This window comes from Cellulomonas sp. ACRRI (genome assembly GCF_022346185.1).
Lineage (GTDB): Bacteria > Actinomycetota > Actinomycetes > Actinomycetales > Cellulomonadaceae > Cellulomonas.
Window position 1 is genome coordinate 1 of the sequence record NZ_JAKRMS010000057.1, and the last position, 24767, is coordinate 24767.

Below are 24767 nucleotides of genomic sequence, written 5' to 3' on the forward strand. Positions count from 1 at the left end.
CGCCTCGGCCGTCCCCGCCGCCCCGGCCGGCATCGACCCGCGCGGCCCGCGCGTCGGCGCCGCCCTCACCGCCGTCCTGCTGGTCGCCGTGCTGCTGCTCCCCGGGGCGGCCGCCACCGTCGCGCTGACCGTGGTCGCGGCGCTGTTCGCCGTCGGGGCGGCCCGCGGCGCCCAGGGCTCCGTCCAGGGGCTGCTCTACCGCCGCCTCGTCCGGCCCCGGCTCGCGCCGCCCACGGAGCTCGAGGACCCGCGCCCGCCCCGGTTCGCGCAGCTGGTCGGCCTGGTCATCACCGGCGCGGGCGTGCTGCTCGCGCTGCTGGGCGTCCCCGGCGCCGTGCCGGTCGCCGCGGCCCTGGCGCTCGTCGCCGCCGTGCTCAACGCGGCCTTCGGCCTGTGCCTCGGCTGCGAGCTGTACCTGCTCGGCGTCCGGCTGCGGCACGCCCGGGCCTGAGAGGCCGGGAAGGCGCTGGGCCCCGTCGTCGTTAGGATCGGCAGATGCACGCACTCGAGATCGTGTTCATCGGTCTGCTCGTCGCCGCGACGATCACCATCGGGTGGTTCGCCGGCTTCGTCGTCTACCGGCTGTTCAAGGGACAGCGCTGACAAGAAGGGCTCCCATGGCGTTCACCCTGCCCGAGGGTCTCGCACCCGAGATGTACCCGCTCGCCTGGCTCGTCGGGCGGTGGCACGGCGAAGGCGTCGTGGGGTACCCGGGCATCGAGGAGACGGCGTTCACCCAGGACGTGGTGATCGACCACGACGGCGGCCCGTACCTGTCCTACACGTCCACCATCCGGCTCGTCGTCGTGCCGGATGACGCCTCGGCGATCGCCGACGCGGACGGCACCCCGTCGGACGCCGAGGCCGACGCCGAGGGCGCGGTGTGGTCGACGGAGCAGGGCTACTGGCGGATCCCGCCGGAGCGGCCCGAGGGCATGGGGTCGGCGCTGTCGCCGGTCGAGCTGCTGCTCGCCGACCCGTCCGGGCACGTCGCCGTGTACGTGGGCGCGACCGGGAACGGCCGCATCGACCTGGTCAGCGACGTCATCGCCCGCACCGCCACCGGCGCGGAGGTGTCCGCCGGCAAGCGGCTGTACGGCCTGGTCAACGGCGAGCTGATGTGGGCGCACGACCTGGCCGCGTTCGGGCACGAGCTGCAGTCGTACGCCTCCGCGCGGCTCAGCCGCGTGGTGGGCTGAGATGTCCGACGACGTCGCGGCCGCGCCCGCCGAGCCCGCGCCGCCCCGGCACCGCAGCCCGCTGCTCGGCCGGCACGGCGCCGTCGCCGCGTCCGGCCCCGACGCGGGCGTCGCCTGGCACTACGGCGACCCGACGGCGGAGCAGCGCGCGCTGACCCGCGGCGGCGCTGTCGTCGACCAGTCGCACCTCGGCGTCGTCCGGGTCGCGGGCCCGGACCGGCTGTCGTGGCTGAACTCCATCACGTCGCAGGAGCTCACCGCCCTGCCGCCGCGGACCTCGACCGAGACGCTCGTGCTCAGCCCCCAGGGGCACGTCGAGCACGTGGCCGCCGTGGTGGACGACGGCGAGGCCACCTGGCTGATCAGCGAGACCGCGCCCGCGCTCGCCGCGTGGCTGGACCGGATGCGGTTCATGCTCCGCGTCGAGGTCGCGGACGTGACCGACGACTGGGCCGCGATCGGGGAGCCGGTCGACGCGGAGGGCGCCGAGGGCGAGCCGGTGACCTGGCGCGACCCGTGGCCGCGCACGCTGCCCGGGGGCACCCGGTACGGGCCGCCCGACGACGAGCACCCCGGCGCCGACCGCGCGTGGCGGCTGGTGCTGGTCCCGCGCGCGGACCTGGCCGACGCCGTGCGGGCGCGCGAGGCGGCGGGCTGGCCGCTGGTCGGCACCTGGGCGAGCGAGGCGGTGCGCGTCGAGGCGTGGCGCCCCCGCGCCGGCCGGGAGGTCGACCACCGGACGATCCCGCACGAGCTCGACTGGCTGCGCACCGCGGTGCACCTGCACAAGGGCTGCTACCGCGGCCAGGAGACGATCGCGCGGGTGCACAACATGGGCCGGCCGCCGCGCCGCCTGGTGCTGCTGCACCTCGACGGCTCCGGGCACGTGCTGCCCGAGGCCGGCGCGGTCGTGCGCGACCTCGGCGACCTGCTCACCACCGGGGAGCCCGGCCGCGAGGTCGGCCTGGTCACGACCGTGGCCCGGCACCACGAGCTCGGCCCGGTCGCGCTCGCGGTCGTGAAGCGCTCGGTGCCGGTGGACGTCGAGCTGGTGGTCGAGGCGGACGGCGGCCTGCTGACCGCCGGCCAGGAGGTCGTGGTCCCGGGCGACGGCGTGTCCGTCGACCGCCCCGCCGCACGCGGGCCGCTGACCCGCGGCCTCGGCGGCCACCCGATGCTGTGACGGGCGGGTCCCGGCCGGCCGGGGGGCCGTCCTCGGTGCGGGTGCAGGTCGCCGCCCGGGTGCGCCAGGGCAGGGCGCGGGTGCGCACGGCGTTCGTGCCGGTCCTGCAGGCCGTGGTCGCCGCCGGCGTCGCGTACTGGATCGGTGCGGAGGTCCTCGGCCACAGCGCGCCGTTCTTCGCGCCGGTGAGCGCCTGGGTCGCGCTCGGGTTCACCGCGGACCGCGACCTGCGCCGGGTCGCCGAGCTCGCCGTCGGCGTCGCGATCGGCGTCGGGCTGGGCGACCTGGTGGTGCACGTCATCGGCACCGGGGCCTGGCAGGTGGCGTTCGTGCTGCTCGTCGCGGCGCTCACCGCCCGGTTCCTCGACCGCGGGCCGATGCTGACCACGCAGGCGGGGGTGCAGGCGATCGTCATCGTCGGGCTGCCCGCGGTCAGCGCCTCGGGCGGCCCTGTCGGGCGGTGGACCGACGCGCTGGTCGGCGGCCTCGTCGCCCTCGCCGTCGCGGCGCTCACGCCCAGCGACCCGCGCCGCCGCCCCCGCGCGCAGGGGCGGGCGGCCGTGGAGGAGCTCGCCGGGATGCTGCGGCTGCTCGCCCGCGGGATGCGCGGGCGGACCGAGCACGACGTCGAGGACGCGCTGATCCGCGGCCGCGCCTCGCAGCCCGCGCTGGACGAGTGGCAGGACGCCGCGGCCTCGGCGCGCGACCTCGGGCGGGTGTCGCCCGCCGCCCGCCGGCACCGCACGGAGCTCGCGTGGATCGGGCAGTCGGCCGTCCGCGTCGACCGCGCGGTGCGGAACGCGCGGGTGCTGGCCCGGCGTGCCCTCGCCTCGGTGCAGGCCGACCACGAGCGCGACCTCGGGCCGGTCGCCGACGCGGTCGACCGGGTGGCGCTCGCCGCCGACGCCCTCGCCGCCGCGCTGGGGTCCGGGTCGGAGCCGCTGCGCGCCCGGGAGGACCTGCTGCGGCTCGCCGCGGAGCTCGACCCGTTCACCCTGACGCCCGACGACCTGCAGGCGCAGAGCCTGCTGCTGCTGGTCCGGTCGCTGGTGGTCGACCTGCTCGAGGCCGCCGGCGTCGACCCCCGCACGGCGCGCGAGGCGCTGCCAGAGATCTAGCGGGGGTCGGGCGCGGCGGCCGCCGCCGTCGCCCCGTAGGCTCGGCCCGTGATCTTCGGCAACGTGCAGGTCGTGCTCTTCCTCCTGTTCACCCTCGTCATCCTGGTGCTGGCGGTCTGGGCGCTGGTCGACGCGCTGCGCCGGCCCGCGTCCGCGTACGTCGCGGCGGGCAAGCAGACCAAGCAGATCTGGTCGATCATCCTGGGCATCGCGACCGCGGTGGCGTTCTTCTCCGTGCCGCCGCCGCTCGGGCTCGGGGCGTTCCCGACCTTCCTCGCGCTGCTCAGCGCCGTCGCCGCGATCGTCTACCTGGTCGACGTGCGTCCGGCGGTCGCCCCGCACTCGCGCCGGGGTGGCGGGCGCGGCGGCCAGGGCCCGACCCGCGGCGGGTGGTGAGCGTGCCCGGCATCCGGCAGGGCGGCCCCGACCTGGCCGACCGGCTGCACGGCACCCCGGGCGCCGCCGCCGTCGTGGCGCGGCGCGCCGCCGTCGCGGGCGACGTCTCCTCGGCCGCGGTCCCGCTCGCGCGCGTCGTGCGGGGCGACCTGGTCGAGTCGGTGCACCTCGGCCACCTGGTCGTCCTCGCGCCGGACGGCTCGGTGCGGCTGGCGCTCGGCGACCCGCAGGTCACGGTGCTCGCCCGCTCGTCCCTCAAGCCGCTGCAGGCGGTCGGCATGCTGCGCGCGGGCCTCGACCTGGACGGCCCGCACCTCGCGCTCGCGTGCGCCAGCCACGACGGCACCGCCGAGCACCTGCGCGTCGTGCGCGAGACGCTGCTCGGCGCGGGCCTGGACGAGTCGGCGCTCGACAACACGCCGGACCTGCCGCTCGACGCCGAGGCCGCGTTCGCGTGGCGCACCGACGGGCACGGGCCGGAGCCGGTCGCCCAGAACTGCTCCGGCAAGCACGCGGCGATGCTCGCGACCTGCGTCGCGCACGCCGACGAGCCCGGCTGGGAGCCCGAGCGGTACCGCGAGGCGGACCACCCCGTGCAGGTCGCGTGCCGCGCCGCCGTCGAGGAGCTGACCGGCGAGCAGGCCTGGCACGTGACCGTCGACGGCTGCGGCGCGCCGCTGTTCTCCACCACCCTGGTCGGCCTGGCGCGGGCCTTCGCCCGGATCGCGGTCGCCCCCGTCACCGAGCCCGGCACGCCGCTCGCCCGGGTCGCGCTCGCGATGTCCGAGCACCCCGAGCTGGTCGGTGGCGCCGCGCGCGACGTCACCCGGGCCATGCGGGCGGTGCCGGGGCTGGTGGCCAAGGACGGGGCGGACGGCGTGTACGCCGCGGCGCTGCCCGACGGGTCGGCGGTCGCGTTCAAGGTCGCCGACGGCGCGGGCCGGCCCCGCCCGGCGGTGCTGGCGGCGGCGCTGCGCGTGGCGGGGGCGGCCGCGGCGTCCGCGGCCGGCGGGGCGACCGCGTGAGGGCGGTCGTCCAGCGCGCCAGCCGGGCCTCGGTCACGGTGGACGGCGCGGTCGTCGGGGCGTTCGACGGCGAGGGCCTGGTCGTGCTGGTCGGGGTGACCCCGGGCGACGGCCCGGACCAGGTGGAGTACGTCGCCCGGAAGATCGCCGACCTGCGCGTCCTGCGCGGCGAGCGGTCGGCCGCCGAGGCGGGCGCGCCGGTGCTCGTCGTCAGCCAGTTCACGCTCTACGGCGACGCCCGCAAGGGCCGCCGGCCCACCTGGAACGCCGCGGCGCCGGGACCGGTCGCGGAGCCGCTGGTCGAGGCGGTGGTGGCGGCTCTGCGCGCCCGCGGCCTGACCGTGGCCACGGGGGTGTTCGGGGCGGACATGGCGGTCGAGCTGGTCAACGACGGCCCGGTCACCCTCCTGCTGGAGTCCGCCCCCGGCGCCTGACCCGGCGCGCCGAGTGTGCAGTCGACGCGTCGAGTGTGCATGCGGCGGATGCACACTCGACGCGTCGGATGCACACTCGCGGGCAGCCGCCCGGCCGGGGGCGCGGCGGTCAGGCCAGGCGGAGGACCAGGCGCTCCTCGACCTTCGACGGGTCGCGGGTCTGCGCGTGCCGCTCGCCGGTGCGGACGAAGCCGGCGCGGACGAACAGGTCGCCCGCCGCGTGGTTGCCGTCCACCACCCACAGCGACACCGTGGCGGCGCCCTCCGCCCGCGCGGCGTCCTTCACCGCGTCCAGCAGCGCCCACGCCATCCCGCGGCGGCGCGCCTCCGGGGCGACCCACAGCTGCACCACGTGCCGGTCCGAGGTCGGCGAGCCGGGCTCCTGGATCATGCCGACCAGCCCGCGCGGCGTGCCGTCCTCGTCGACGACCCAGGTGGCGGCGCTGCGCAGGCGCATGCGCCAGTGCGGCTCCGCGAACAGCTCCTCGCGCGCCAGCGACGACCCGAACACGTCGGGGTCCTCCCGGAGCGCGCGCAGCCGCACGTCGCGGACCGACCGCCACTCGTCCTCCTGCACGCGCCTGATCTGCACGCCGACAGCATGCCAAACGGCTCGCGGCCCGTCGCCCGGGCGGCCCGGCGCGCCCCCGGGCGAACGGAGCCGACGTCGGGTGGGACCCGGGGTCAGGGGTGCAGGCGCGCGTCGTCGGCGCCGAGCTCCGGCACGCCGTGGCCCGCGGGGTCGGGCACGGCCCGGGCGACGTCGGCCACGTCCTCCTCGGGGCGCGGCGGGACGGTCTCGTCGGCCTCGAGCTGCGGCACGTCCTCGCGGCCGTCGTGCCCGACCGGCACGGGCTCGGTGCCGTCGGGGCCGGCGGGGATCGGCTCGGTGGGGATCGGCTCGGTCACGGGTTCCTCCCGGGGGCTCGCAGGTGGGGCCACCGTAGGCCGGGCGGCTCGCGCCCGCAGGACGGCGGCCGGGGTCCGCGCCACGATGGGGGCATGCTGATCGAGGCCGTGCCCGGGGACATCACCGACCAGGACGTCGACGCGGTCGTGAACGCGGCGAACTCGTCGCTGCTCGGCGGCGGGGGCGTGGACGGCGCGATCCACGCGGCCGCGGGGCCCGGCCTGCTGGCGGAGTGCCGGGAGCTGCGCCGCACGTCCCTGCCCGACGGCCTCCCGGTCGGCGACGCGGTGGCCACCGGTGCCGGTCGGCTGCGCGCCCGGTGGGTGATCCACACGGTCGGACCGAACGCGCACGCCGGCCAGACGGACCCCGCGCTGCTGCGCTCGGCGTTCACCCAGTCGCTCGACGTGGCGGCGGAGGTCGGTGCCCGCACCGTGGCGTTCCCGGCGGTCAGCGCGGGAGTGTACGGCTGGGCGCCCGCGACCGTCGCGGAAGTGGCCGTCTCCGCCGTGCGCGGGTGGGCCGCGGCGCACCCCGACGCGGTCGACCTGGTGCGGTTCGTGCTGTTCTCGCCCGGGGTACTCGGGGCGTTCGAGGAGGCGCTCGCGGAGCACTGAGCCCCGCCGCCGTCCGACGAGCCGCGGCGCCACCGCGGGCCTCAGCCCGCCGTGACCGCCGCCCGCGCGGGGAGCCGGGACAGCCCGGCGCGCAGGTCGTCCGCGCTCGCGGTCAGCGAGATCCGCACCCAGCCCTCGCCGCGCGCGCCGAACGCCGAGCCCGGCGCGACCGCGACCCCGGCCGTGCGGACCAGGTCCTCCGCCCACGCCGCGACGTCGCCGCCGGTCGCGTGCGAGACGTCCGCCCACAGGTAGATGCCGCCGGCGGCCGGCAGCCAGGGGATGCCGCGCGCGTCGAGCACCGCCGTGGCGAGGTCCCGGTGCTCCCGGTAGGTGCGCCGCGCGTGCGCCACGGCGTCCTGCGGCCCGGTCAGCGCCGCCAGGGCCGCGTACTGCGCCGGGGTGTTCACGCAGGACACGATCGACTCCTGCAGCGTCGGCATCAGCGGCGCCATCCGGTCCGGCACCACCAGCACGCCGACCCGGAACCCGGTCATCGCGTGCGTCTTCGAGAACGTGTGCAGAGTCAGCACCCGGCCGTCGGTGTCGAACCGGGCCGCGGGGACGTGCGGGGCGTCGTAGGTGAAGGCGGCGTAGCACTCGTCGGAGAGCACCCACAGGTCGTGCCGCCGGGCGAGCTCCAGCAGCTCCGCGACCAGCCCGGCGGGCAGGGTGGTGCCGAGCGGGTTCGACGGCGAGTTGAGCAGCAGCACCCGGGTGCGGTCGGTGATGGCCGCCTCGACCGCGGCCGGGTCCGGCAGGAACCCGTCCTCGGCCCGCAGGGCGTAGGGCTGGGCCTCGGCCTGGAGCAGCCGGGTCGCCATCGTGAACGGCGGATACCCGGGGTCCGGGACCAGCACGCCGTCGCCCGCGCCGACGGTCAGGCTGAGCGCCAGGTGCAGCGCCTGCGCGCCGCCCGCGGTGATCCAGACGTTGTCCCGGCGCACCGGCAGGGCGTGCTCCGGGTCGAGCCAGGCGGCCACGGCGTCCCGCAGCGGGGCGATGCCGCCGTTCGGGGTGTACCGGGTGTCGTCCCGGGCGAGCGCGTCGCGGGCGGCGTCCAGCACGTGCGGCGCGGTCGGCAGGTCCGGCTCCCCGACGCTCAGCACCACCGCGCCCGGCAGCGACCACGCGAGCTCGGTGATCCGCCGGATGCCGGAGGCGGGGACGGCGCGGGCGTGGGCGGCGATCTCGGGCACGCGGTGCAGGCTAACCCCGCCGTGTGTCGGCGCCGTGTCCCCGCCCGCGGGCGGGCCGGGGTCGGCGGTGCGCCGGGGCGCTGGGCTGCGGCGTTGGCAGGATGGGGCCGTGAGTGCCGCACCCGACGTCCCGTCCGCCCTGTCCGGGTCCGCCGCCCGCACCGCCGTCACCGCCGCCGTCGCCGCAGGGCTCGGCGTGCTCGCGTGGTGGCTGCTGCGACTCGGCGCGCACGACGCCACGCTCGTGCGGTGGGAGTGCTTCGCGGGCACCTGCGCGACCGACGACTTCGCCGGTGCGGCGCCGGTGCTCGGGGGGATCGCCCTGCTCGCCACCGCGGCCGTCGCGTGGCCGGTGGCGCGCCGGGCGACGCCCGGTCTGGCGGCCGTGCTCGGCTCGGGCGCGCTGCTGACGGGGTGGTCGGCGGCGGTGTCCGACGGGCTGACCACCGACCAGGCGGTCCGGCGGCCGGTGCTGATCGCGGCCCTCGTCCTCGCGCTGGGGCTGGTGGCGGCGCTGTGGGGCGGCGTGCGGACGCTGCGGGACGCCGGCGGCCTGCTGCGGCTGCGCGGCCGCACGGGGACGTGGGCGCGCGTGCAGGACTACGAGAGCGTCCCGGGGCCGGTCGTCGGCGCGACGGTGCACTTCGACGACGCGCGCGGGGTCCGGCACGCGGTGCGGACCCGGGTTCCGCGGGCCGCCTTCGCCCACCCCCCGCGGGCGTACTACGACCCCGAGCGGCCGGACGACCCCCAGCGGCTCGCGGTCGTGGTGCCGCCCCCGCCGCTGACCGCCGCCGCTCGCAGGGCCCGGGAGCGGGCGGTGCGAGGGCTGCTGCCGCTGCCGGACGACGACCTGGCGGGCGGCGACGCCGCGGGTGCGGCCCGCGGACCGGACCGCGCGGGCGCGGGGGAGCCGGGCCGCCGGGCGTCGGGCGCGGCCGCGGCGGGCGGCGCGCGCCCGTCGGGGGGCGCCTCGGTGGTCGACGCGCTCGAGCGCCTGCAGGCGCTGCGGGCGACGGGGGCGCTGTCCGAGGAGGAGTACGTCGCGGCGAAGGCGCGCGTCCTCGGGGGCTGACGGGAGGCGTGGGCGGAGAGGGCGCGGAGGCGGAGGCGGGACGCGGGGTGCGGCGCGTGCGGCGACGGGTGGCCGCCGGGGGCGGATACTGGTGGCGTGGCGCAGGCGCTGGACCCGGCGGAGGTGACCGCGCTCCTGGCGGAGCGGCGGCGCGAGGCGCTGGCGCGCCTGGCCGGCACGGACGCGGAGCGCGAGGCGGTCGTCGCGGCGTCCCGGGAGACGGTGGCCGACGACGAGCACGATCCCGAGGGGTCGACGATCGCGTACGAGCGCCGGCTGCTCGACGCCCTGACGCACGACCAGCGGGACCGGCTGCGGGAGATCGACGAGGCGGAGCACCGCCTCGCGGCGGGCACGTACGGCACCTGCCTGCGGTGCCACCGGCCGATCCCGGTCGAGCGGCTGCGCGCCGTGCCGACCGCGCGGACCTGCGTGGGGTGCGCGAGCCGCTGACGGGGCCGACCCCGGCTTGGCGCCGCCCCGGTGCGCGAGGATGGGCCGCATGTTCGCGCGCCCCGACGACCTGACCGCCATGGGCCTGGCCCTGACCGAGGCCGCGGGCTGCGCCGCGACGGGCGACGTCCCCGTGGGCGCGGTCGTCCTGGGGCCCGGGGGCGAGGTCGTCGGCGCGGGCCGCAACCGCCGGGAGGCCGACGCCGACCCGACCGCGCACGCGGAGGTGCTGGCGCTGCGGGCGGCGTCCGAGGCGCTCGGCCGGTGGCGGCTCGACGACTGCACCCTGGTGGTCACCCTCGAGCCGTGCCTGATGTGCGCGGGCGCGACCGTGCTCGCGCGGGTGCCGCGGCTGGTGCTCGGGGCGTGGGACCCCAAGGCCGGGGCGTGCGGGTCGCAGTGGGACGTCGTGCGGGACTCGCGGCTGAACCACCGGGTCGAGGTGGTCGGCGGGGTGCGCGAGGAGGAGTGCGGCGCCGTGCTCCGGGAGTTCTTCGCGCAGCACCGCGCCTGAGCGGGGGACGACGGAGGGGCCCCGCCGCGGTCGGTACGCGGCGGGGCCCCTCCGTCGTGCGGGGTGGCGCGTCGATCAGCCGCCCGTGATGTTGTCGTACGCCCGCTGCGCCGCCGTCTGGGCGTCGGCCAGCGCCTCCTCGGGCGTCTTGTCGCCGAGCAGCGCCGCGGTGATGGCGTTGTTCAGCTCGTTCTGGATCTCCTGGCCGGCCGGCGAGGACCCGAAGGTCTTCCCGTAGTCCACGACGTCGTAGAAGGTCGAGATGACCTGGTCGAAGCCGGCGTCGCCGGTCTCGGTGACGTACTGGTCGCGGATCGCCTTGTCGGCCTCGGGCGAGCCGGTGAACAGGCCGGTGTTGATGCCGCCGTCGGTCGCGATCGTGTCGGCGCGGGCCTCACCGGCCGCCATCCAGGCGTCCTGGGAGGTCAGGTCGAGCATCCACGCGCACGCGGCGTCCTTGTTCTGCGCACCGGCCGGGATGACGAACGCCGTGCCGGAGGCGACGGAGAACGGGTTGCCGTCCTGGTCGCGGAAGGGCACCGCCTCGATCTGGATCTGGCCGACGTACGCGCCGAGCACGTTCGGGTACCACTGGGCGTTGACCTGCGCGCCGACCTGGTCGGTGACGTACTGGTTGTTGTCGCCGAAGGTGTCGAACGAGTCGGTGAACGACTTGACCTTGGCGAAGCCGCCCTGGGCGTCGGTGATCTGCTTGAGCAGCTCGATGCCGGCGACGTTGGACGGGTCGTCGAGCGTCGGCTTGCCGTCGGCGTCGGTGAGCTGGCCGCCCTGGCCGAGGATCCACAGCCCGCCCTGGCCGGTCGCCTGGGGGTCGAAGCCGAGGGTGGTGGGGACGCCGCCGCTCTCCTTGTACATCGCCTCGACGGCCGCGACGAGGACGTCGGGCTGCGAGGTGTCGATCTGGTCCGACGTCACGCCCGCGGCGTCCATCACGCGCTTGTTCAGGATGATGGCCGGCGGCTGGTAGAACTGCGGCACCGCCCAGACCTGGTCGCCGTAGCGGACGTCGTCGACGACCGACGGGTAGTACTGCTGGTCCGGGTCGACGTCGTGGGCGCTGTAGCAGGCGTCCAGCGGCAGGATCAGGTCCTGGGCCGCGTACGTGGTCACGTACCGCCGGTCCATCTGCACCACGTCCGGGACGTCGCCGGAGGCGAGCCGGGTGGTGAACTTCTGCGCGTCGAACGCGGTGGCGTCGAGCTCGATGTCGACGTCGGACAGCTGCTCGGCGGCGTAGTCGAGGCGCGACTGGCCGACGTCGTCGGCGTTCTCGAAGCCCCAGGCCTTGAGCGAGCCCGAGGCCTCGGTGCTGAAGTCCGTCGACCCGCTGGACCCCTCGTCTCCACCTCCGCCCGAGCTGCAGGCGGCCAGGGCCAGCGCGGTGACCGGCAGCAGGGCGATCGCGGCGCGGCGACTCTTCCTCATGAACGTCTTCCCTTCCTCGGCCTGCGGGGCGGCGTCGTCGCCGGCCCGCGGGAGAGCCCCCGGCACCGGTGCCGAGGATCTGAAAACCTTCCCACATCGGACGGTAGTTCAGGGCCTTCGGCTGAGACAAGCCCCTCGGGATCACGGAGTGATCACGCCTGTCGAACGCCTGATGACCCTGGACTGACGGCCTGTCGTGTGACTAGGCTCATATGGTAACGATGCCACAAAGTGAGGACCCGAGGATGTCGTCCACACCTGACGAGACGCGCACCGACGAGCCGCCCGCGGCCGCGGGCGCGCCTCCCGGCGGCCCGCTGCTGGACCGCCCGATCCGGCAGGTCCTGCTGGTGGGGCACACCCACCACGACGTGGGCTACACCAACAGCCCGCGCCTGATCGACGACCTGCACGCGGCGACCGTACGGCGGGTGCTCGACCTCTGCGACACGAACGACGGGGACGGCCCGGACGCGTTCCGCTGGACGTTCGAGGTGGCCCGCCCGGTGCTGCGCTTCCTCGACGACGCCGGACCGGCGGACGCCGAGCGCCTGCGCCGCCGGGTGGCCGAGGGGCGGGTCGCGGTCACCGGCGGCTACCTCAACATGACCCAGCTGCTCGGCGACGCGGAGCTCGGCGCGGCGTACGACTCCCTGGACCGGCTGCGCGCGGCCGGCGTCCCCGTGCGCACCGAGCAGCACGGCGACGTCAACGGCATCGCGTGGGGGACGGTCGACGCGATGCGGCGCGCCGGGATCGACCGGCTGGTCATGGCGCTCAACCCCGACCACGGCCGCGCGCCCTACCCCCAGCCGACCGGGTTCTGGTGGCAGGGACCCGCCGGCGGGCGCGTGTTCGTGTGGCTGTCGACCCACTACGGCGTCGGCGAGGAGTGGGGGATCGTCGACGGGGACGTCGAGGCCGCCGAGGCGCACGTCGCCGACTTCGTGGCCGCGCTCGAGAAGCGCGAGGACTACCCGTACGACACCGCGGTGGTGCACGCCGCCAACGACAACCGGTGGCCGACCGCGCTGTTCCTCGACGTGGTGCGGCACTGGAACGCCCGGCACCCCGAGGTGCCGATGCGCACCGCCACGGTCGACGAGGCGCTCGACGTGCTGCGCCCGCAGGCCGAGGCCGCCGACGTGCCGGTCGCCCGCGGCGAGTGGTCGGACTGGTGGGCGCACGGCCACGGCTCGACCGCCCGGGAGGTCGCCGTCTACCGGGAGGCCCGGTCGTTCGCGCGGGCCGCGCAGACCACCCTCGGGCTGACCCGGCTGCGCGGGGACGGGACGCCGGCGCTCGCGGACGTCATGGGCTACCGGCGCGGGCCCGTGCGGCTGCGGTCGGACGCCGACGTGGCACGCGACCTGGACCGGGTGGACGCCGAGCTGCTGCTGTTCGCCGAGCACACCTGGGGGTCGTGGGAGACGTACTCCAAGCCGTACTCCTCGTTCAGCCACTCCCACTGGAACGCCAAGGCCGGGTTCGCGTACGGGGCGTTCGACCTCGCGCGGGACCTCGCGGTCGAGGGGCTGTTCCGGGTGGTCGCGAGCGGGGCGGACGGCACGTCGGGCGCCGCGGCGCCCGCCGGGAGCGCGGCGGCGGGCGGCGAGGACGCGACCCGGGTCGTCGTGGTCAACCCCACCGAGCGCGCGCGCACCGAGCCGGTCGACGTCGAGGTGCACGGCCGCACCCGCGTCCGGACCGTCGCGACCGTGCCCGCGTTCGGCGTGGCGACGGTGCCGTTGCCTGCGCCGCCCGGGGCCGCCCGCGCCGCGCGGGAGATCGCGTGCGGTGCCTACCGGGCCGTCGTCGACCCGGCACGCGGCGGCGTGGTCTCGCTCGTGCACCTGCCGTCGGGCCGCGAGCTGGTCGACGCGGAGGCGGCGGGCCACGGGCTCGGGGCGGTCGTCACCGAGACGGTCGTCCCCGGCAGCGAGCACCCGATGGTCGTGCGCGACCCCAAGGACTTCCACCCCGACTTCCCCGGGCCCGACTTCGACCGGCGGCACGGGGCCGGCCACGAGGACCCGCTGGTGACCGAGGGGGAGTCGTGGGCGCGGATCGCCTGGCGGACCACCCCGCCCGGCCTGCCACCGGCGACGACCACCCTGACCCTGTACCGCGACCTGGACGTCGTGGACCTCGAGGTCGCGCTGGTGAAGCCGGAGGCCTTCGGGCCCGAGAGCATCCACGTGGCGTTCCCGTTCCGCGTCGAGGACCCCGAGTTCCTGCTGGAGACCGCGGGCGCGGTGTACGCCGCCGAGACCGAGCAGCTGCCCGACACGTCGAAGGACTGGTACTCCGTCCAGCACGCGGTCGGCGTGCACCGGCCCGGATCGGTCGGCGGGGTGCTGTGGGGCTCGGTCGACGCGCCGCTGGTGCAGCTCGGCGGCCTGCACACCGGCGAGTGGGCCCGGACGCTGCGCGCCCCGACCGGGTACCTGTCGTCCTGGCTGATGAACAACCTGCACTTCACGAACTTCCAGGCCCGGCAGGAGGGCACCCGCGCGTACCGGTACCGGTTCGCCGCGGTCGACGGGCCGGTGACCCGGGAGCGGGTGCGGGTGTTCGGGCGGGACCTGGCGGAGCCGCTGCAGGCGCGCGCGTACGACGGGCCGGCGACCGCGGAGGGTGCGCTGGGGCTGCGGGTGACGCCCGCGGACCGGGTGCTGGCCGAGGTGCGGCCGCTGCCGGACGGGTCGGTGCGCGTGCGGCTGCGGAACGTCGGGGCGGACCCGGTCGACGCCGAGGTGGCGTGGGACGGTCCGGGGCGGGTGTCCGGCGGCGGCCCGGTGCCGCTGGGCCCGCACGGCGTGGGCGACGCGATGCTCCGCCGCGAGCCCTGACCCCGGCCGGGCACTGCCCGGCAGCGCCGCCGCGCCGACTGTGCACGAGACACGTCGAGCGAGCATCCCGCGGATGCTCGCTCGACGTGTCGGTTGCCCACTCGCGGGGGCGTCGCCCGGGTGGCGGCGTGCCCGCGGACGCGACGAGGGCGCCACCCGAGCCGGGTGGCGCCCTCGTCGTGGTGCGGTCAGACCGGGTCGTCGGCCGACGGTGCCTCGGCCGGGCGCGGTCGGCCGGTCGCGTCCGGGGCCGATGCCTCCGTCGCGGTGAGCGCGTCGGTCGCCGCGTGGTCGTCCGCCGGCGAGCCGCCGGGCCCGCCCGCCGGCTCGGTCCCGCCCGCCGGCGCCCCCGTGCCGACCCGGACGTCGTCCCCGGCGTCCGTGAGCGGCCGCTCGACCAGGTCGACCTCCACCACCGGCGCGTCGGGGTCGGCCGGCACCCGGAACGTCCGCAGCTGGAACGCCCCGAACTCGGCCTCGATCGTCCGCCCCACCACGGGCAGCGCGATCCGCGCGGTCCCCGGCTCGCCGCGGGTCTCGACGGCGCGCACCACCAGGTCGGCCCCGCCCGGCGCGTCGACGACGTCCTCGGAGCCCTTGAGCGCCGTGATCGACACCGCCCCGCCGCCGTCGGTCGCGAACGACCCGGCGTCCGGCAGCGATCCGGCGTGGAACGACTCGAGCATCGCGCGCACGGGCGAGCCGAGCAGCGCGGCGCGGCGCCCGGGGTCGGCGGCGTGCCGGTCGCCGTCGTGCGCGACGAGCTCGTAGGAGAACCGCTGGACGCCCTGGTCCTGGTACGCGTACACGTCGTCGCCGTCCAGCAGCCGCGGGTCGTGCCAGGCGTACACCGGGCTGCGCACGGCGGTGACGCCGATGCTCGGCTCCGCGCCCGGCGACACGTCGTAGCCGTGCTTGTTCGTCGTGACGAGCGTCAGGCCCGCCGGTCGCCCGTCGAGCGTGCCGGTGAGGTCGACCCAGCCCTGGCCGGGCTCCTCCGCGCCGTCGACGGGGCGCTCGAGCTCGGCGTACGGGATCTGGTAGGTCGCCCGCGGGTCGGTCAGCGCCGTGGGGAACCGGAGCTTGAGCAGGTGCGCCCGCTCGCGCCAGTCCAGGGTGACGTCGACCCGGAGCACGGCCGAGTCGTGGTCGAGCAGCAGCTCCTCGGTCATCGTCGAGGCGCCCCACTCCCGCTCCACCCGCACGCGGGCGCGCAGCGGCCCGGACTCCCGGACCACGATCCGGGCGAGCTTCATGCTGTCGCCGGCCCAGGCGTAGGACACGACGCGGTGGCCCCAGGTGTCGGTCGGGTCGTCGCACACCTGGGTGTGCTGGCTGCCGTCGACCCCGCGGAGCACGTCCAGCCCGGTGCGCTTGTCCAGGTACGAGCGGATCCAGCCGGTCGCCGGGTCGAGCTCGATGCGGACCAGGTCGTTCTCCAGCACCGTCTCGCTCACCGACAGGCGGCCGGGCGCACCGGCGCTCCACTCCGGGACCCGGGGCTCGGCGGCCATGCGCACCCGGTAGAGCCGGTAGCCCAGCGCGGGCACCTCGGCGCGGAACACCAGGGCGCCCCGGCCGGTCTGGTTGGTCGCCGCGCGCGACTGGGTCGGCTGGGAGACGACCGCACGTCCGTCGCCGTCGACCACGTGCACGGCGCCGGGGTGCGAGCCGTAGTGCAGCTCGACGTCCGTCGTCACCGACCACGGGTGCGGGTTGAACACCAGCACCGGCTGGGTGGCGGTGTCGAGCGGGATGTCGACCTGCCGGGCGATCGTGCTGTGCGCCCGGACGATGATCCGCTTGGCGATCGCGACGGCCTCGCCGAGCTGGTCGCGGGCGTCGTCGTAGGCGTGCTCGATCGCGGAGCCCGGGAGCACGTCGTGGAACTGGTTGAACAGCACCTGCTTCCACGCGCGCTCGAGGTCCTCGCGGGGGTACGGGGTGCCGTCGTGCGCGGCCGTGACGGCGGCCCAGCGCTCCGCGGACAGCAGGGCGTACTGCGCGCGGCGCTGCCAGGCCTTGATGCCGGAGTGCGCCGAGTAGCAGCCGGGCGCGTGGTGCTGCAGGTCGTCGGTCCACGTCGTCAGGCCGTCGAGGAACTCCTCGCCGCGGGCGTGCACGCCGTCCAGGTACTCGCGCGGGGAGGACATCCGCAGCCGGCCGAACGAGCCCATCCGGTCGTAGCGGTGGATCGACTCGATGTTGGCGATCGTCGGGCCGCCGCCGTGGTTGCCGACCCCGTACAGCACCATGACGTCGCCGAGCGACCGGTCCAGCGCCCCGAGCGCCTTGTCCACCTGGCCGTCGACCGAGCCGGCGGGGGAGCAGTACTCGAACGGGATGCGGTAGGCCAGGACGCGGCTGCCGTCGGGCGCCTGCCAGTGGAACAGGGTGTCGTCGAGGGCGCTCTCGTGCGGGCCGGGCCGCAGGAACAGGTACGAGTCGAGGCCGTGGCCGCGCAGCACCGTCGGCAGGCTCGCGCTGTGCCCGAAGGGGTCGGCGTTCATCCCGACCGTCGCCGGCTTCCCGAACCGGGAGATCAGGTAGCGCTGGCCGTACAGCCCCTGCCGGGCGAAGGACTCGCCCATCGGCATGTTGCAGTCCGGCTCGACCCACCAGCCGCCGACGTTGACCCACCGGCCCTCGGCGACCCGCTCGGTGATCCGGGCGAACAGCTCGGGGTCGGACTCCTCGACCCAGGACAGCAGCACCATCTGGTCGCAGGTGAACACGAAGTCCGGGTACTCGTCCATCCGGTGGATCGCCGACCAGAACGTGGCGCGCGCCTCCTGGTACCCCTCCTGCCACGGCCAGAGCCAGACGGGGTCGATGTGCGAGTTCCCGATCATGTGGATGGTCCGGTCCGGCGTCGCGTGCGGGCGGGGGGTCGGCGGCAGGTCCCGGGGCTGGGTGCCCGCCGGTGCGTTGGACAGGGGCGCGCCCGTGGTCTGGCGTGGCCGGCTCATCGTGCTCCTCGTGCGTCGTCGCGCGGGTGGTCGGTTCGATCGTACGCTGCAATCGATCCCATATCGAGGGGCGCGACCCGGACCGGTGCCGTCGGGGAGGGGCTCGCGGCGTCCGTGGTCGCACAACTGTGCGGCGATTGACAACCTCGCGAGTGCGCTGGTGGGCTGGGTGCATGCCGAGTCGACGTCGACCGCACGAACCCGTCCGTCCGGCCGCCGGGGGCCCTGGTGCGCGTCCCCGGGCGCGGCTGTCCGCCGGGGTGGTCGAGGGGTTCTACGGCCCGCCGTGGCGGCACGACGAGCGGCTCGCGCTGCTCGATGCCGCCCCCGCGCTCGGTCTCGACACCTACCTCTACGCGCCCAAGGACGACCCGTGGCACCGGGAGCGGTGGCGCGAGCCGTACCCGGCCGCCGGGCTCGCGCGGCTGGGCGAGCTCGCGGACAGGGCCGCCGCCGCGGGCGTGGCGTTCGTCTGGTCGGTCGCCCCCGGCCTGTCGATGCGGTACTCCGACGACGCCGAGCACGCGGCGCTCGCGGCCAAGGCCGAGCAGGTGCGCGCGGCCGGGGTCCGGGACGTGTGGCTGCTGTTCGACGACGTGCCGTACGACCTGCCGCACCCCGAGGACGTCGCCGCCTACGGCCCGGGCCAGGCCGGCAGCGGGCGCGCGCACGGCGAGGCGGCCGCGCGGTTCCGGGAGGCGTTCCTGCTGCCGCACGGGCTCACCGGGCCGATGACCGTGTGCCCCACCGACTACGCCGGCTGCGGGCGCTCGCCGTACCGCGACGCGCTCGCCGGGTCGCTGCCCGCGGACGCGCGCGTGCTGTGGACCGGGCGGGACATCGTCGTCGGCGAGATCACCCGGGAGGACGTGTTGGCCGCGTCCGCGGCGTTCGGGCGGCGGGTCGTGCTCTGGGACAACTTCCCGGTGAACGACTTCGACCGGACGCGGCTGTTCCTCGGCCCCCTCACCGGCCGGCCGGGCGACGTCGACGGGCTGCCGCTCGACGGCGTCGTCGCGAACGCCATGATCGAGGCCCAGCCGTCCCGGCTCCCGCTCGCGACCGTCGGGGCGTGGGCGCGGGACCCGGCGGCGTACGACCCGGCGCGGGCGGCGGCCGACGCGCTGGCGAGGGTCGCCGGGCCACGCGCCGGGGTCGTCGGGCCGCTGGCGCGGGCGTGCGCGGCGTGGCCGCCCGATGCGCCGCGGGACCCGGGGCTGGCCCGGGCGATGCGGGCGGCGCTCGCGGGTGACGCGGGGGCGCTCGCGGAGGTCGGGTGGCGGATGCGCGCGCTCGCCGGGTGCGCCGGGGACGTCCCCGACGGGACGGAGGATGACGAGGCCGAGGACCTGGTCCGGGCGCTGCGGCCGTGGCTCGACGCCGCCGCGCACGCCGGGGTCGCGGGCCTCGAGGCGTGCGCGCTGCTGCGCGGGGCGGGCGACGCCGCGGCGGCGCGGGCCGCGCTCGACGTGGTCGAGACCGACTTCCCTGACGTGCTGCGGACGGACGTGGCGCGGTTCGTCCGGGCGGCGCTGGCCGCTCGGGAGCCGGACGCCGGCCGAGCGGGCCGCGACGTGGGCGCGGGGTGCACGCGGACCGCGGACGGCGCCGACGGTCCGCGCCGCTCGGCCGGGGACCGTGAGCCGGGCGTGGACGAGCGGCTGAGCGCCGGCGTGGCGGGGGTCGCTGAGCGCGGTGCAGCGGGATCCGGCGTCGGCGGGGCGCAGGTCGCCGGTCCGGGCCGTCGGGCCGTGCTGGTGACCGGCACGGCGCCCTCGGCGGGCGACGAGGCCACCGCCGGCTGGCTGCGGACCCGCGGCCTCGAGGTGCGGGTGGCGTCCACCTCGCCGTCCGCCGACGACCCGCACGTCGACCTGGTCGTGCTCTCCCCGGACGCCTCCGCGGCCGCCGCCGCGGCACTGGCCAGGGCCGCCGTGCCGGTGCTCGCCTGGGGTCGGCTGGTGACGCTGGGTGTCGCGACGACCTCCGGGGTGCTGCTCGACCGCGACCGGCTGGTGCTCGATGACGGCCGCGAGGTGGTCGTGCACCGCGGCGCCGGTCGGCTGACGTGGTGCGAGCCGGTGCCCGGCGCGCGGGTGCTGGCCCGCGCCCCGGAGCCGGAGCCCCACCCCGTGCTCGTCGAGGTCCCCGCCGGGACCCCGCTCGTCACCGGCGAACCGGCACCCGCGCCGCGCACGATCGCGTTCCTCACGAGCGACGGCGCCGCCCGCTGGCTGCTGACGGACGACGCCGGGTCCCTGCTGGACGCCGCGCTGACGACGCTCCTGCTCCCGGCTCGCGTCGCGACCGCCTGACGCCCCGCCCGCCCGCGGCGGCCGCGCGACGATCGGGTGGGTTCCGGGCGCGCGGCCCCCTCGCCTACGGTTTCCGGCCCGGCCGACCGAGATCAGGGGCGGCCGCGCCGGAAGCCGTAGGCCGCGAGCCGCCTTGCGCCGCGCGGGTCAGGCGCGGGTCAGGCGGAGGGTCACCACCTGGAACGGGCCCAGGTCCAGCGCCACCGCGCCGTCGCCGGCGTCGGACACCGGCGCCAGCGCCGCGACCTCCGGGTCCTCCCGCTCGAGGAGGTCGCGCACCGACGCCGCGGTGCAGGCGAACCCGGGGCGCACGACGGCCCGGCTGCGCCCGCCGCGCGCCTCGTACAGCCGCACGACGACGTCCCCGGACCGGTCGTCGGCGAGCTTCACGGCCTCCACGACCGCGCCCTCGACCGTGACCAGCGGCTCGACCGCACCCGCCCCGCGCACCCGCCGGTCGGGCAGGTTGATCCGGTACCCCTCGCGCACGGCCTCGTCGATCCCCGCGCCCGGCACCAGCGCGTACCGCATCGTGTGCCGGCCCTGGTCGGTCTCGGGGTCGGGGTACCGGGGCGCGCGGACCAGGGACAGCCGCACGGTCGTCGCCCCGGCGCCGCGCGCGTCCCCGGGCCCGGGTCGCCCGACGTCGTGCCCGTAGGTCGAGTCGTTGACCACGGCCACGCCGTAGCCGGGCTCGGCGACGTGCAGCCACCGGTGCGCGCAGATCTCGAACCGCGCGGCGTCCCAGGACGTGTTGGTGTGCGTCGCCCGGTGCACGTGGCCGAACTGGGTCTCGGCCGTCGACCGCTCGGCGTGCACCGCCAGCGGGAACGCGGCCTTGAGCAGGGTCTCGCGCTCGTGCCAGTCGACGTCGAGGGCCAGGTCCACCCGGCGCTCGCCCGCGGCCAGCGCGATCGTCTGCACGTACTGCGAGGCGCCGTCGTGCCGGGTCACCCGGACCTCGGCCCGCGCGGGGTCCGCCTGGTCGACGTCGAGCGCCGTGACCGACCGCACCTCGCGCACCCGGTGCCGGTAGAACTCGTCCACGTCCCAGGCGTCGAACCGCACGGGCTGGTCCGGGTGCAGCTGCAGGACGTTCGCCGCGGTCCCGGGGGCCAGCACCTCGCGGTCGGCCACCAGGTCCCGCACGGACCCGATCGTGCCGTCCGCGTCGACGCGCAGCCGCAGCAGCCCGTTGTCGAGCACGACCGCGTCGCCGTCGCGGGCCACCGTGACCGCCGCGCGGGGCGCCGCCGGGACCGCCGCCGCGAGCGCCGGCACCCCGTCCCGGTCGTGCGGCGCGGCGTTCGCGAGCAGCTCCACGTCCCCGGTCCCCGCCGCCGCGGCGAGCGACGTCGCGACCAGCGCCTCGAGCTCGCCCGCCAGCCGCCGGTAGGTGTCCCGGGCCTCGCGGTGCACCCAGGCGATGCTGCTGCCCGGCAGGATGTCGTGGAACTGCAGCAGCAGCGTGTCCTGCCACAGCCGGTCCAGGTGCTCGTACGGGTAGTCGGCCCCCGCACGGACGGCGGCGGTCGCGGCCCACAGCTCGGCCTCGCGGAGCAGGTGCTCGGTGCGCCGGTTGCCCTGCTTCATCGCGAGCTGGCTGGTGTACGTGCCGCGGTGGAACTCGAGGTACATCTCCCCGGACCACACGGGCGCCTGCGGGTACTCGGCCTCGGCGCCGGCGAAGAACTCGGCCGGCGTCTCGACGACCACCCGCGGCGAGCCCTCCAGGTCGGCCACCCGGTGCGCGGTCTCCATCATCTCGCGGGTCGGGCCGCCGCCCCCGTCGCCGTAGCCGAACGGCAGCAGGCTGCGGTTCGCGGGGCCGGCGTCGGCGAAGTTGGCCACCCCGTAGGCGAGCTGCTCGCCGGACAGCTTGGCGCCGTAGGTGTCGGCGGGCGGGAAGTGCGTGAACACCCGCGACCCGTCGATGCCCTCCCACCAGAACGTGTGGTGCGGGAACCGGTTGGTGGTGTTCCAGGACATCTTCTGCGACAGGAACCACCGGGCCCCGGCCAGCCGCGCGAGCTGCGGGAACGCGCCGGTGTAGCCGAACGAGTCGGGCAACCAGATCTCGGGCTGCTCCTCGACGCCGAGCTCGCGCGCGAAGTACCGCCGGCCCTGCACGAGCTGCCGGGCGAGCGCCTCGCCACCGGGCAGGTTCGTGTCCGACTCGACCCACATGCCGCCGACCGGCACGAACTGCCCCGACGCCACCTTCTCCTTGATCCGGGCGAACACGTGCGGGTGGTGCTCCTGCACCCAGGCGTACTGCTGCGCGGACGAGCAGGCGAACCGCAGGTCGGGGTAGGCGTCGGCGAGCGAGGCGACGTTCGAGAACGTGCGGGCGCACTTGCGGATCGTCTCCCGCACGGGCCACATCCACGCGGAGTCGATGTGCGCGTGCCCGACGGCGGAGACGCGGTGCGCGCTGGGCACGGCGGGGGCGGCCAGCAGCGCGGCCAGCTCGGCGCGGGCGGCCGCGGCGGTCCCGGGGACGTCGCGGACGTCCAGCGCGTCGACGGCCCGCTCCAGCCCGGTGCGGAGGCGCTCGCGGCGCGGGTCGTTCACCGGCAACTGCAGGGCGAGCTCGTGCAGCACCTGCACGTCCAGGGCGAGGGCCTGCACCTCCTCCTCCAGGACCGCGACCTCGGCGCGGGCGAGGCGGTAGAGCAGCACGTCCGGGACGGTGTCCAGGTCGCCGAGGTCGGTGGTGGGAGAGCCGCCGATCGACGGGTTGGCGGCGGCCTCGACGTACAGGTCGATCGGCTCGCCGCCGCGGGCGGGGTCGGCGACCGGGACGTAGAGGTTGCGCGGCTCGATGCCCTTCAGCGGCACGCCGTCGGGCGTGTAGACGAGCCCCTCGGCCTCGAAGCCCGGGCCGCCGGTGCGGAAGCCGAGGTCGACGAGCACCTCGACCCGCCGGCCGGCCATCTCCGGGGGGACGACGCCCCGCAGGCGGAACCAGCTGGTGGACCACGCGCGGCCCCAGGGCTCGCCGACGGTGGTGGGCGCGAACGGCAGCGCGACGGCCTCGGCGAACGGCAGGGGCTCGCCCGGCAGGTGGGCGACCGTCACCTCGAGCGGGACGCGGTGCGTGTGGACGACCGGCAGCACCCGGTCCGTGAGCGTGCGGTCGATGCGGGCGGTCAGGTCGGACAGGGTGCGGTGCACGGCTCTCCTCAGGGGGTACCGCGCGGGTCCCGTTGCGGCGCGGCCGTGGTCGGACCGCGGGCGGACACCGTGCGACGCCGGACGGATGTAGGAACGTTGCCACACTAGGGGATGTGCGACTTCGCACACCAGGGGGTGCCACGGACGCGGGACGGCCGCCCGGGAACCACGTCCCCGCGCGGGGACGGAGAACCGCTTCTACCCTCGCAGCGCGGGGTGCAGCAGCGGCGCCCGCGACGGAGCCGGGAGGTGCGGCCGTGGACGTGACGATCGATCTGGGTCAGCCGGCGCAGCCGTCGGTGATCGCGGTGCGCGGCGACCTCGACGTGCACACCGCGTCCGCGCTGCGCGAGGCCCTGCAGTGCCTGCTCGGCTCGGCCGGCGAGGAGCTGACCGTCGACGCGACCGCCGTGCACGTCGTCGACGACGCCGGCCGGCGCACGCTCGAGGCGGTCGAGCGGCACTGCCGCGAGTTCGGCGGCCAGGTGCGCCTCCCGGCCTGACGGCCGCGGTCAGCACGCCGCCGCGGGTCAGCGGGCGCGGAGCGCCGCCACCTGGGTGGCCGTCAGGCGGCGGTGCGGGACGCCGGCCAGGAGCAGCACCACCTGCGCCGCGGCCTCCAGCTCCTCCGCGAGGTCGAGCGCGCCGGGCAGGTGCGTCCCCGCGACGAGCGAGCCGTGGTTCGCCAGCAGCATCGCCGGCGCGTCGGCCGCCAGCGCCGCGACGCCCTCGGCGAGCGCCGCCGACCCCGGCAGCGCGAACGGCGCCACCGGGAGGTCACCGAGGCGCATCACCTGGTACGGGGTCACCGCGGGCAGCGGGCCGGTCGCGGTCTCGCGGGGGAGCGCGGCGGGCTCCAGGCACGAGGCGGCGACGGCAGCGGGGGAGTGCAGGTGCACGACGGCGGTGGCGTCGGGTCGGGCGGCGTAGACGGCGCGGTGCAGCGGCAGCTCCTTGGACGGCACCGGCTCGCCGGTCGCCGGGGTTCCTGCCGTCTGACCGCCCGGGTCGATCCGGGCGACCGCGACGTCGCGCGGCTCGACGCGGGACAGGCTCGACCCGGTCGGCGTGATGAGCAGCAGCGACCCGACGCGGACGCTCACGTTGCCCGACCCGCCCGGCGACAGGCCGCGGGCCGCGAGGTGCCGGCACGCCGCCACCAGCGCCTCCCGCGCGGCGTCCGCAGCCGGCCGGTCGACTCCCGTACCCGCTCCTGCACCCCACCCGTCACCCGGGCCGCCGACCGCCTCGCGCCGCTCGCTCACGGGCACACCTCCCACGCCGTCGTGAACAGGTCGGGGCCGCCGAAGTTGCCCGACTTCAGCAGCACCGCCACCGCGGGCCCGTCGACCGGCACCATCCACGGGACCCCGGGAGCCGCCGCGGGGCCGACCCGCAGGACCCCGAGCCCGAGCGCCCCGGCGACCGCGCCGGACGTCTCGCCGCCCGCGACCAGCACCCGCCCCACGCCCAGGTCCCGGACGGCTCGCGCGGCGACCTCGCCCGCGGCCCGCTCCAGCGTCGCGGCGGCGCGCCGGACGCCGAGCCGCTCCTGGGTGCCCCGGACCGCGCCGGGCTCGGCGGACGAGGACACCAGGACCGGGCCGTCGCCGTCGCCGTACGCCTCGGCCAGGCCGGCGAGCACCGCGTCGAGCGCGCCGTCCGGGTCGGCGACCAGGGCGTCGGCGTCGAGGTCGACGCGGGGACCGGGGAACCGGGCGACCTGCTCGAGCGTGCGGGCCGAGCAGGAGCCCGAGACGACGAGCGCCCGCCCGCCGGTGCTCCGCGGCGGTGGGGACGCGTCCGGACCGGCCGGGCGCCGCGGCCACGTGCGGGCGAGTGCCGCGGCGAACCCGGCCGCCCCGCCGAGCAGGACCGGTCGGCC

The 24767-nt window shown here is 77.1% G+C and carries 22 protein-coding genes; 14 read left to right on the top strand and 8 right to left on the bottom strand.

Annotated elements, in window-relative coordinates; all coding sequences use genetic code 11:
* Nucleotides 1–31: 31 nt before the first annotated feature.
* From MHY85_RS11590 to dtd, 7 genes are all read left to right on the top strand, one after another.
* Entirely contained in the window at nt 32–451 is a 420-nt protein-coding gene (locus tag MHY85_RS11590; protein WP_239196492.1) for a DUF4395 domain-containing protein, read from the top strand.
* Nucleotides 452–617: 166 nt separating this feature from the next.
* Nucleotides 618–1199 carry an FABP family protein gene (locus MHY85_RS11595; protein WP_239196466.1) on the top strand — a complete coding sequence of 194 codons (582 nt, stop codon included), beginning with the start codon at nt 618–620 and terminating at the stop codon, nt 1197–1199.
* Between the two features lies 1 nt (nt 1200).
* A complete protein-coding gene (locus MHY85_RS11600; protein ID WP_239196468.1) occupies nt 1201–2382 on the top strand; it encodes a folate-binding protein YgfZ in 1182 nt (393 codons plus the stop codon).
* Between the two features lie 35 nt (nt 2383–2417).
* Nucleotides 2418–3500 (top strand): aromatic acid exporter family protein, encoded by a 1083-nt coding sequence (locus MHY85_RS11605; RefSeq protein WP_239196470.1) that lies wholly within the window; start codon nt 2418–2420, stop codon nt 3498–3500.
* Nucleotides 3501–3548: 48 nt separating this feature from the next.
* Nucleotides 3549–3896 (top strand): DUF2516 family protein, encoded by a 348-nt coding sequence (locus MHY85_RS11610; protein WP_239196472.1) that lies wholly within the window; start codon nt 3549–3551, stop codon nt 3894–3896.
* On the top strand, nt 3890–4921 hold the full coding sequence (locus tag MHY85_RS11615) for an asparaginase (RefSeq protein WP_308191372.1): 1032 nt from the start codon (nt 3890–3892) through the stop codon (nt 4919–4921). The genes MHY85_RS11610 and MHY85_RS11615 overlap by 7 nt, the downstream gene beginning before the upstream one ends.
* The gene (gene dtd / locus MHY85_RS11620) at nt 4918–5355 is read left to right on the top strand and encodes a D-aminoacyl-tRNA deacylase (RefSeq protein WP_239196474.1); all 438 of its coding nucleotides are present in this window, start codon (nt 4918–4920) and stop codon (nt 5353–5355) included. Before MHY85_RS11615 ends, dtd begins: the two co-directional genes overlap by 4 nt.
* Nucleotides 5356–5464: 109 nt before the next feature.
* Here the strand turns inward: dtd and MHY85_RS11625 are convergent, their stop codons facing one another.
* Together MHY85_RS11625 and MHY85_RS11630 are read right to left on the bottom strand one after the other, a co-directional pair.
* Nucleotides 5465–5947 (bottom strand): GNAT family N-acetyltransferase, encoded by a 483-nt coding sequence (locus MHY85_RS11625; RefSeq protein WP_154731084.1) that lies wholly within the window; start codon nt 5945–5947, stop codon nt 5465–5467.
* A gap of 92 nt (nt 5948–6039) precedes the next feature.
* The gene (locus MHY85_RS11630) at nt 6040–6264 is read right to left on the bottom strand and encodes a hypothetical protein (RefSeq protein WP_239196476.1); all 225 of its coding nucleotides are present in this window, start codon (nt 6262–6264) and stop codon (nt 6040–6042) included.
* Nucleotides 6265–6357: 93 nt separating this feature from the next.
* On the opposite strand from MHY85_RS11630, the gene MHY85_RS11635 reads away from it, so the two are divergent.
* Nucleotides 6358–6882 carry an O-acetyl-ADP-ribose deacetylase gene (locus tag MHY85_RS11635; protein WP_239196478.1) on the top strand — a complete coding sequence of 175 codons (525 nt, stop codon included), beginning with the start codon at nt 6358–6360 and terminating at the stop codon, nt 6880–6882.
* 41 nt (nt 6883–6923) lie between these two features.
* Here MHY85_RS11635 and MHY85_RS11640 read toward each other — a convergent pair whose 3' ends face one another.
* Nucleotides 6924–8081 (bottom strand): pyridoxal phosphate-dependent aminotransferase, encoded by a 1158-nt coding sequence (locus tag MHY85_RS11640; protein WP_239196480.1) that lies wholly within the window; start codon nt 8079–8081, stop codon nt 6924–6926.
* A 109-nt stretch (nt 8082–8190) separates the two neighbouring features.
* Between MHY85_RS11640 and MHY85_RS11645 the strand changes: the two genes are divergently transcribed.
* From MHY85_RS11645 to MHY85_RS11655, 3 genes are all read left to right on the top strand, one after another.
* Complete coding sequence (locus tag MHY85_RS11645; protein WP_239196482.1) at nt 8191–9156, top strand: SHOCT domain-containing protein; 966 nt, start codon at nt 8191–8193, stop codon at nt 9154–9156.
* Nucleotides 9157–9252: 96 nt separating this feature from the next.
* On the top strand, nt 9253–9609 hold the full coding sequence (locus tag MHY85_RS11650) for a TraR/DksA C4-type zinc finger protein (RefSeq protein WP_239196483.1): 357 nt from the start codon (nt 9253–9255) through the stop codon (nt 9607–9609).
* Between the two features lie 49 nt (nt 9610–9658).
* A complete protein-coding gene (locus MHY85_RS11655) occupies nt 9659–10123 on the top strand; it encodes a nucleoside deaminase (RefSeq protein ID WP_239196484.1) in 465 nt (154 codons plus the stop codon).
* Between the two features lie 75 nt (nt 10124–10198).
* On the opposite strand, the gene MHY85_RS11660 is transcribed toward MHY85_RS11655, so the two are convergent.
* Nucleotides 10199–11569, bottom strand: a complete 1371-nt coding sequence (locus MHY85_RS11660) for an ABC transporter substrate-binding protein (protein WP_239196485.1) — start codon at nt 11567–11569, stop codon at nt 10199–10201.
* 245 nt (nt 11570–11814) lie between these two features.
* Here MHY85_RS11660 and MHY85_RS11665 point away from each other — a divergent pair, with 245 nt between their 5' ends.
* Complete coding sequence (locus MHY85_RS11665; RefSeq protein WP_239196486.1) at nt 11815–14421, top strand: hypothetical protein; 2607 nt, start codon at nt 11815–11817, stop codon at nt 14419–14421.
* 188 nt (nt 14422–14609) lie between these two features.
* On the opposite strand, the gene MHY85_RS11670 is transcribed toward MHY85_RS11665, so the two are convergent.
* Complete coding sequence (locus MHY85_RS11670) at nt 14610–17390, bottom strand: alpha-mannosidase (RefSeq protein WP_239196487.1); 2781 nt, start codon at nt 17388–17390, stop codon at nt 14610–14612.
* 260 nt (nt 17391–17650) lie between these two features.
* Here MHY85_RS11670 and MHY85_RS11675 point away from each other — a divergent pair, with 260 nt between their 5' ends.
* Nucleotides 17651–19705, top strand: coding sequence for a beta-N-acetylglucosaminidase domain-containing protein (locus MHY85_RS11675; RefSeq protein WP_239196488.1), 2055 nt, complete (start codon nt 17651–17653; stop codon nt 19703–19705).
* A 147-nt stretch (nt 19706–19852) separates the two neighbouring features.
* Here the strand turns inward: MHY85_RS11675 and MHY85_RS11680 are convergent, their stop codons facing one another.
* The gene (locus MHY85_RS11680; RefSeq protein ID WP_239196489.1) at nt 19853–22882 is read right to left on the bottom strand and encodes a glycoside hydrolase family 38 C-terminal domain-containing protein; all 3030 of its coding nucleotides are present in this window, start codon (nt 22880–22882) and stop codon (nt 19853–19855) included.
* Between the two features lie 257 nt (nt 22883–23139).
* Here MHY85_RS11680 and MHY85_RS21890 point away from each other — a divergent pair, with 257 nt between their 5' ends.
* On the top strand, nt 23140–23385 hold the full coding sequence (locus tag MHY85_RS21890; protein ID WP_239196490.1) for an STAS domain-containing protein: 246 nt from the start codon (nt 23140–23142) through the stop codon (nt 23383–23385).
* A 27-nt stretch (nt 23386–23412) separates the two neighbouring features.
* Here the strand turns inward: MHY85_RS21890 and MHY85_RS11690 are convergent, their stop codons facing one another.
* Nucleotides 23413–24147 carry a class II aldolase/adducin family protein gene (locus tag MHY85_RS11690; protein WP_239196491.1) on the bottom strand — a complete coding sequence of 245 codons (735 nt, stop codon included), beginning with the start codon at nt 24145–24147 and terminating at the stop codon, nt 23413–23415.
* Nucleotides 24144–24767: nucleotide-binding domain containing protein (locus MHY85_RS11695; protein WP_304518942.1), on the bottom strand; the 624-nt coding region annotated here is incomplete at its 5' end. The genes MHY85_RS11695 and MHY85_RS11690, both read right to left, overlap by 4 nt.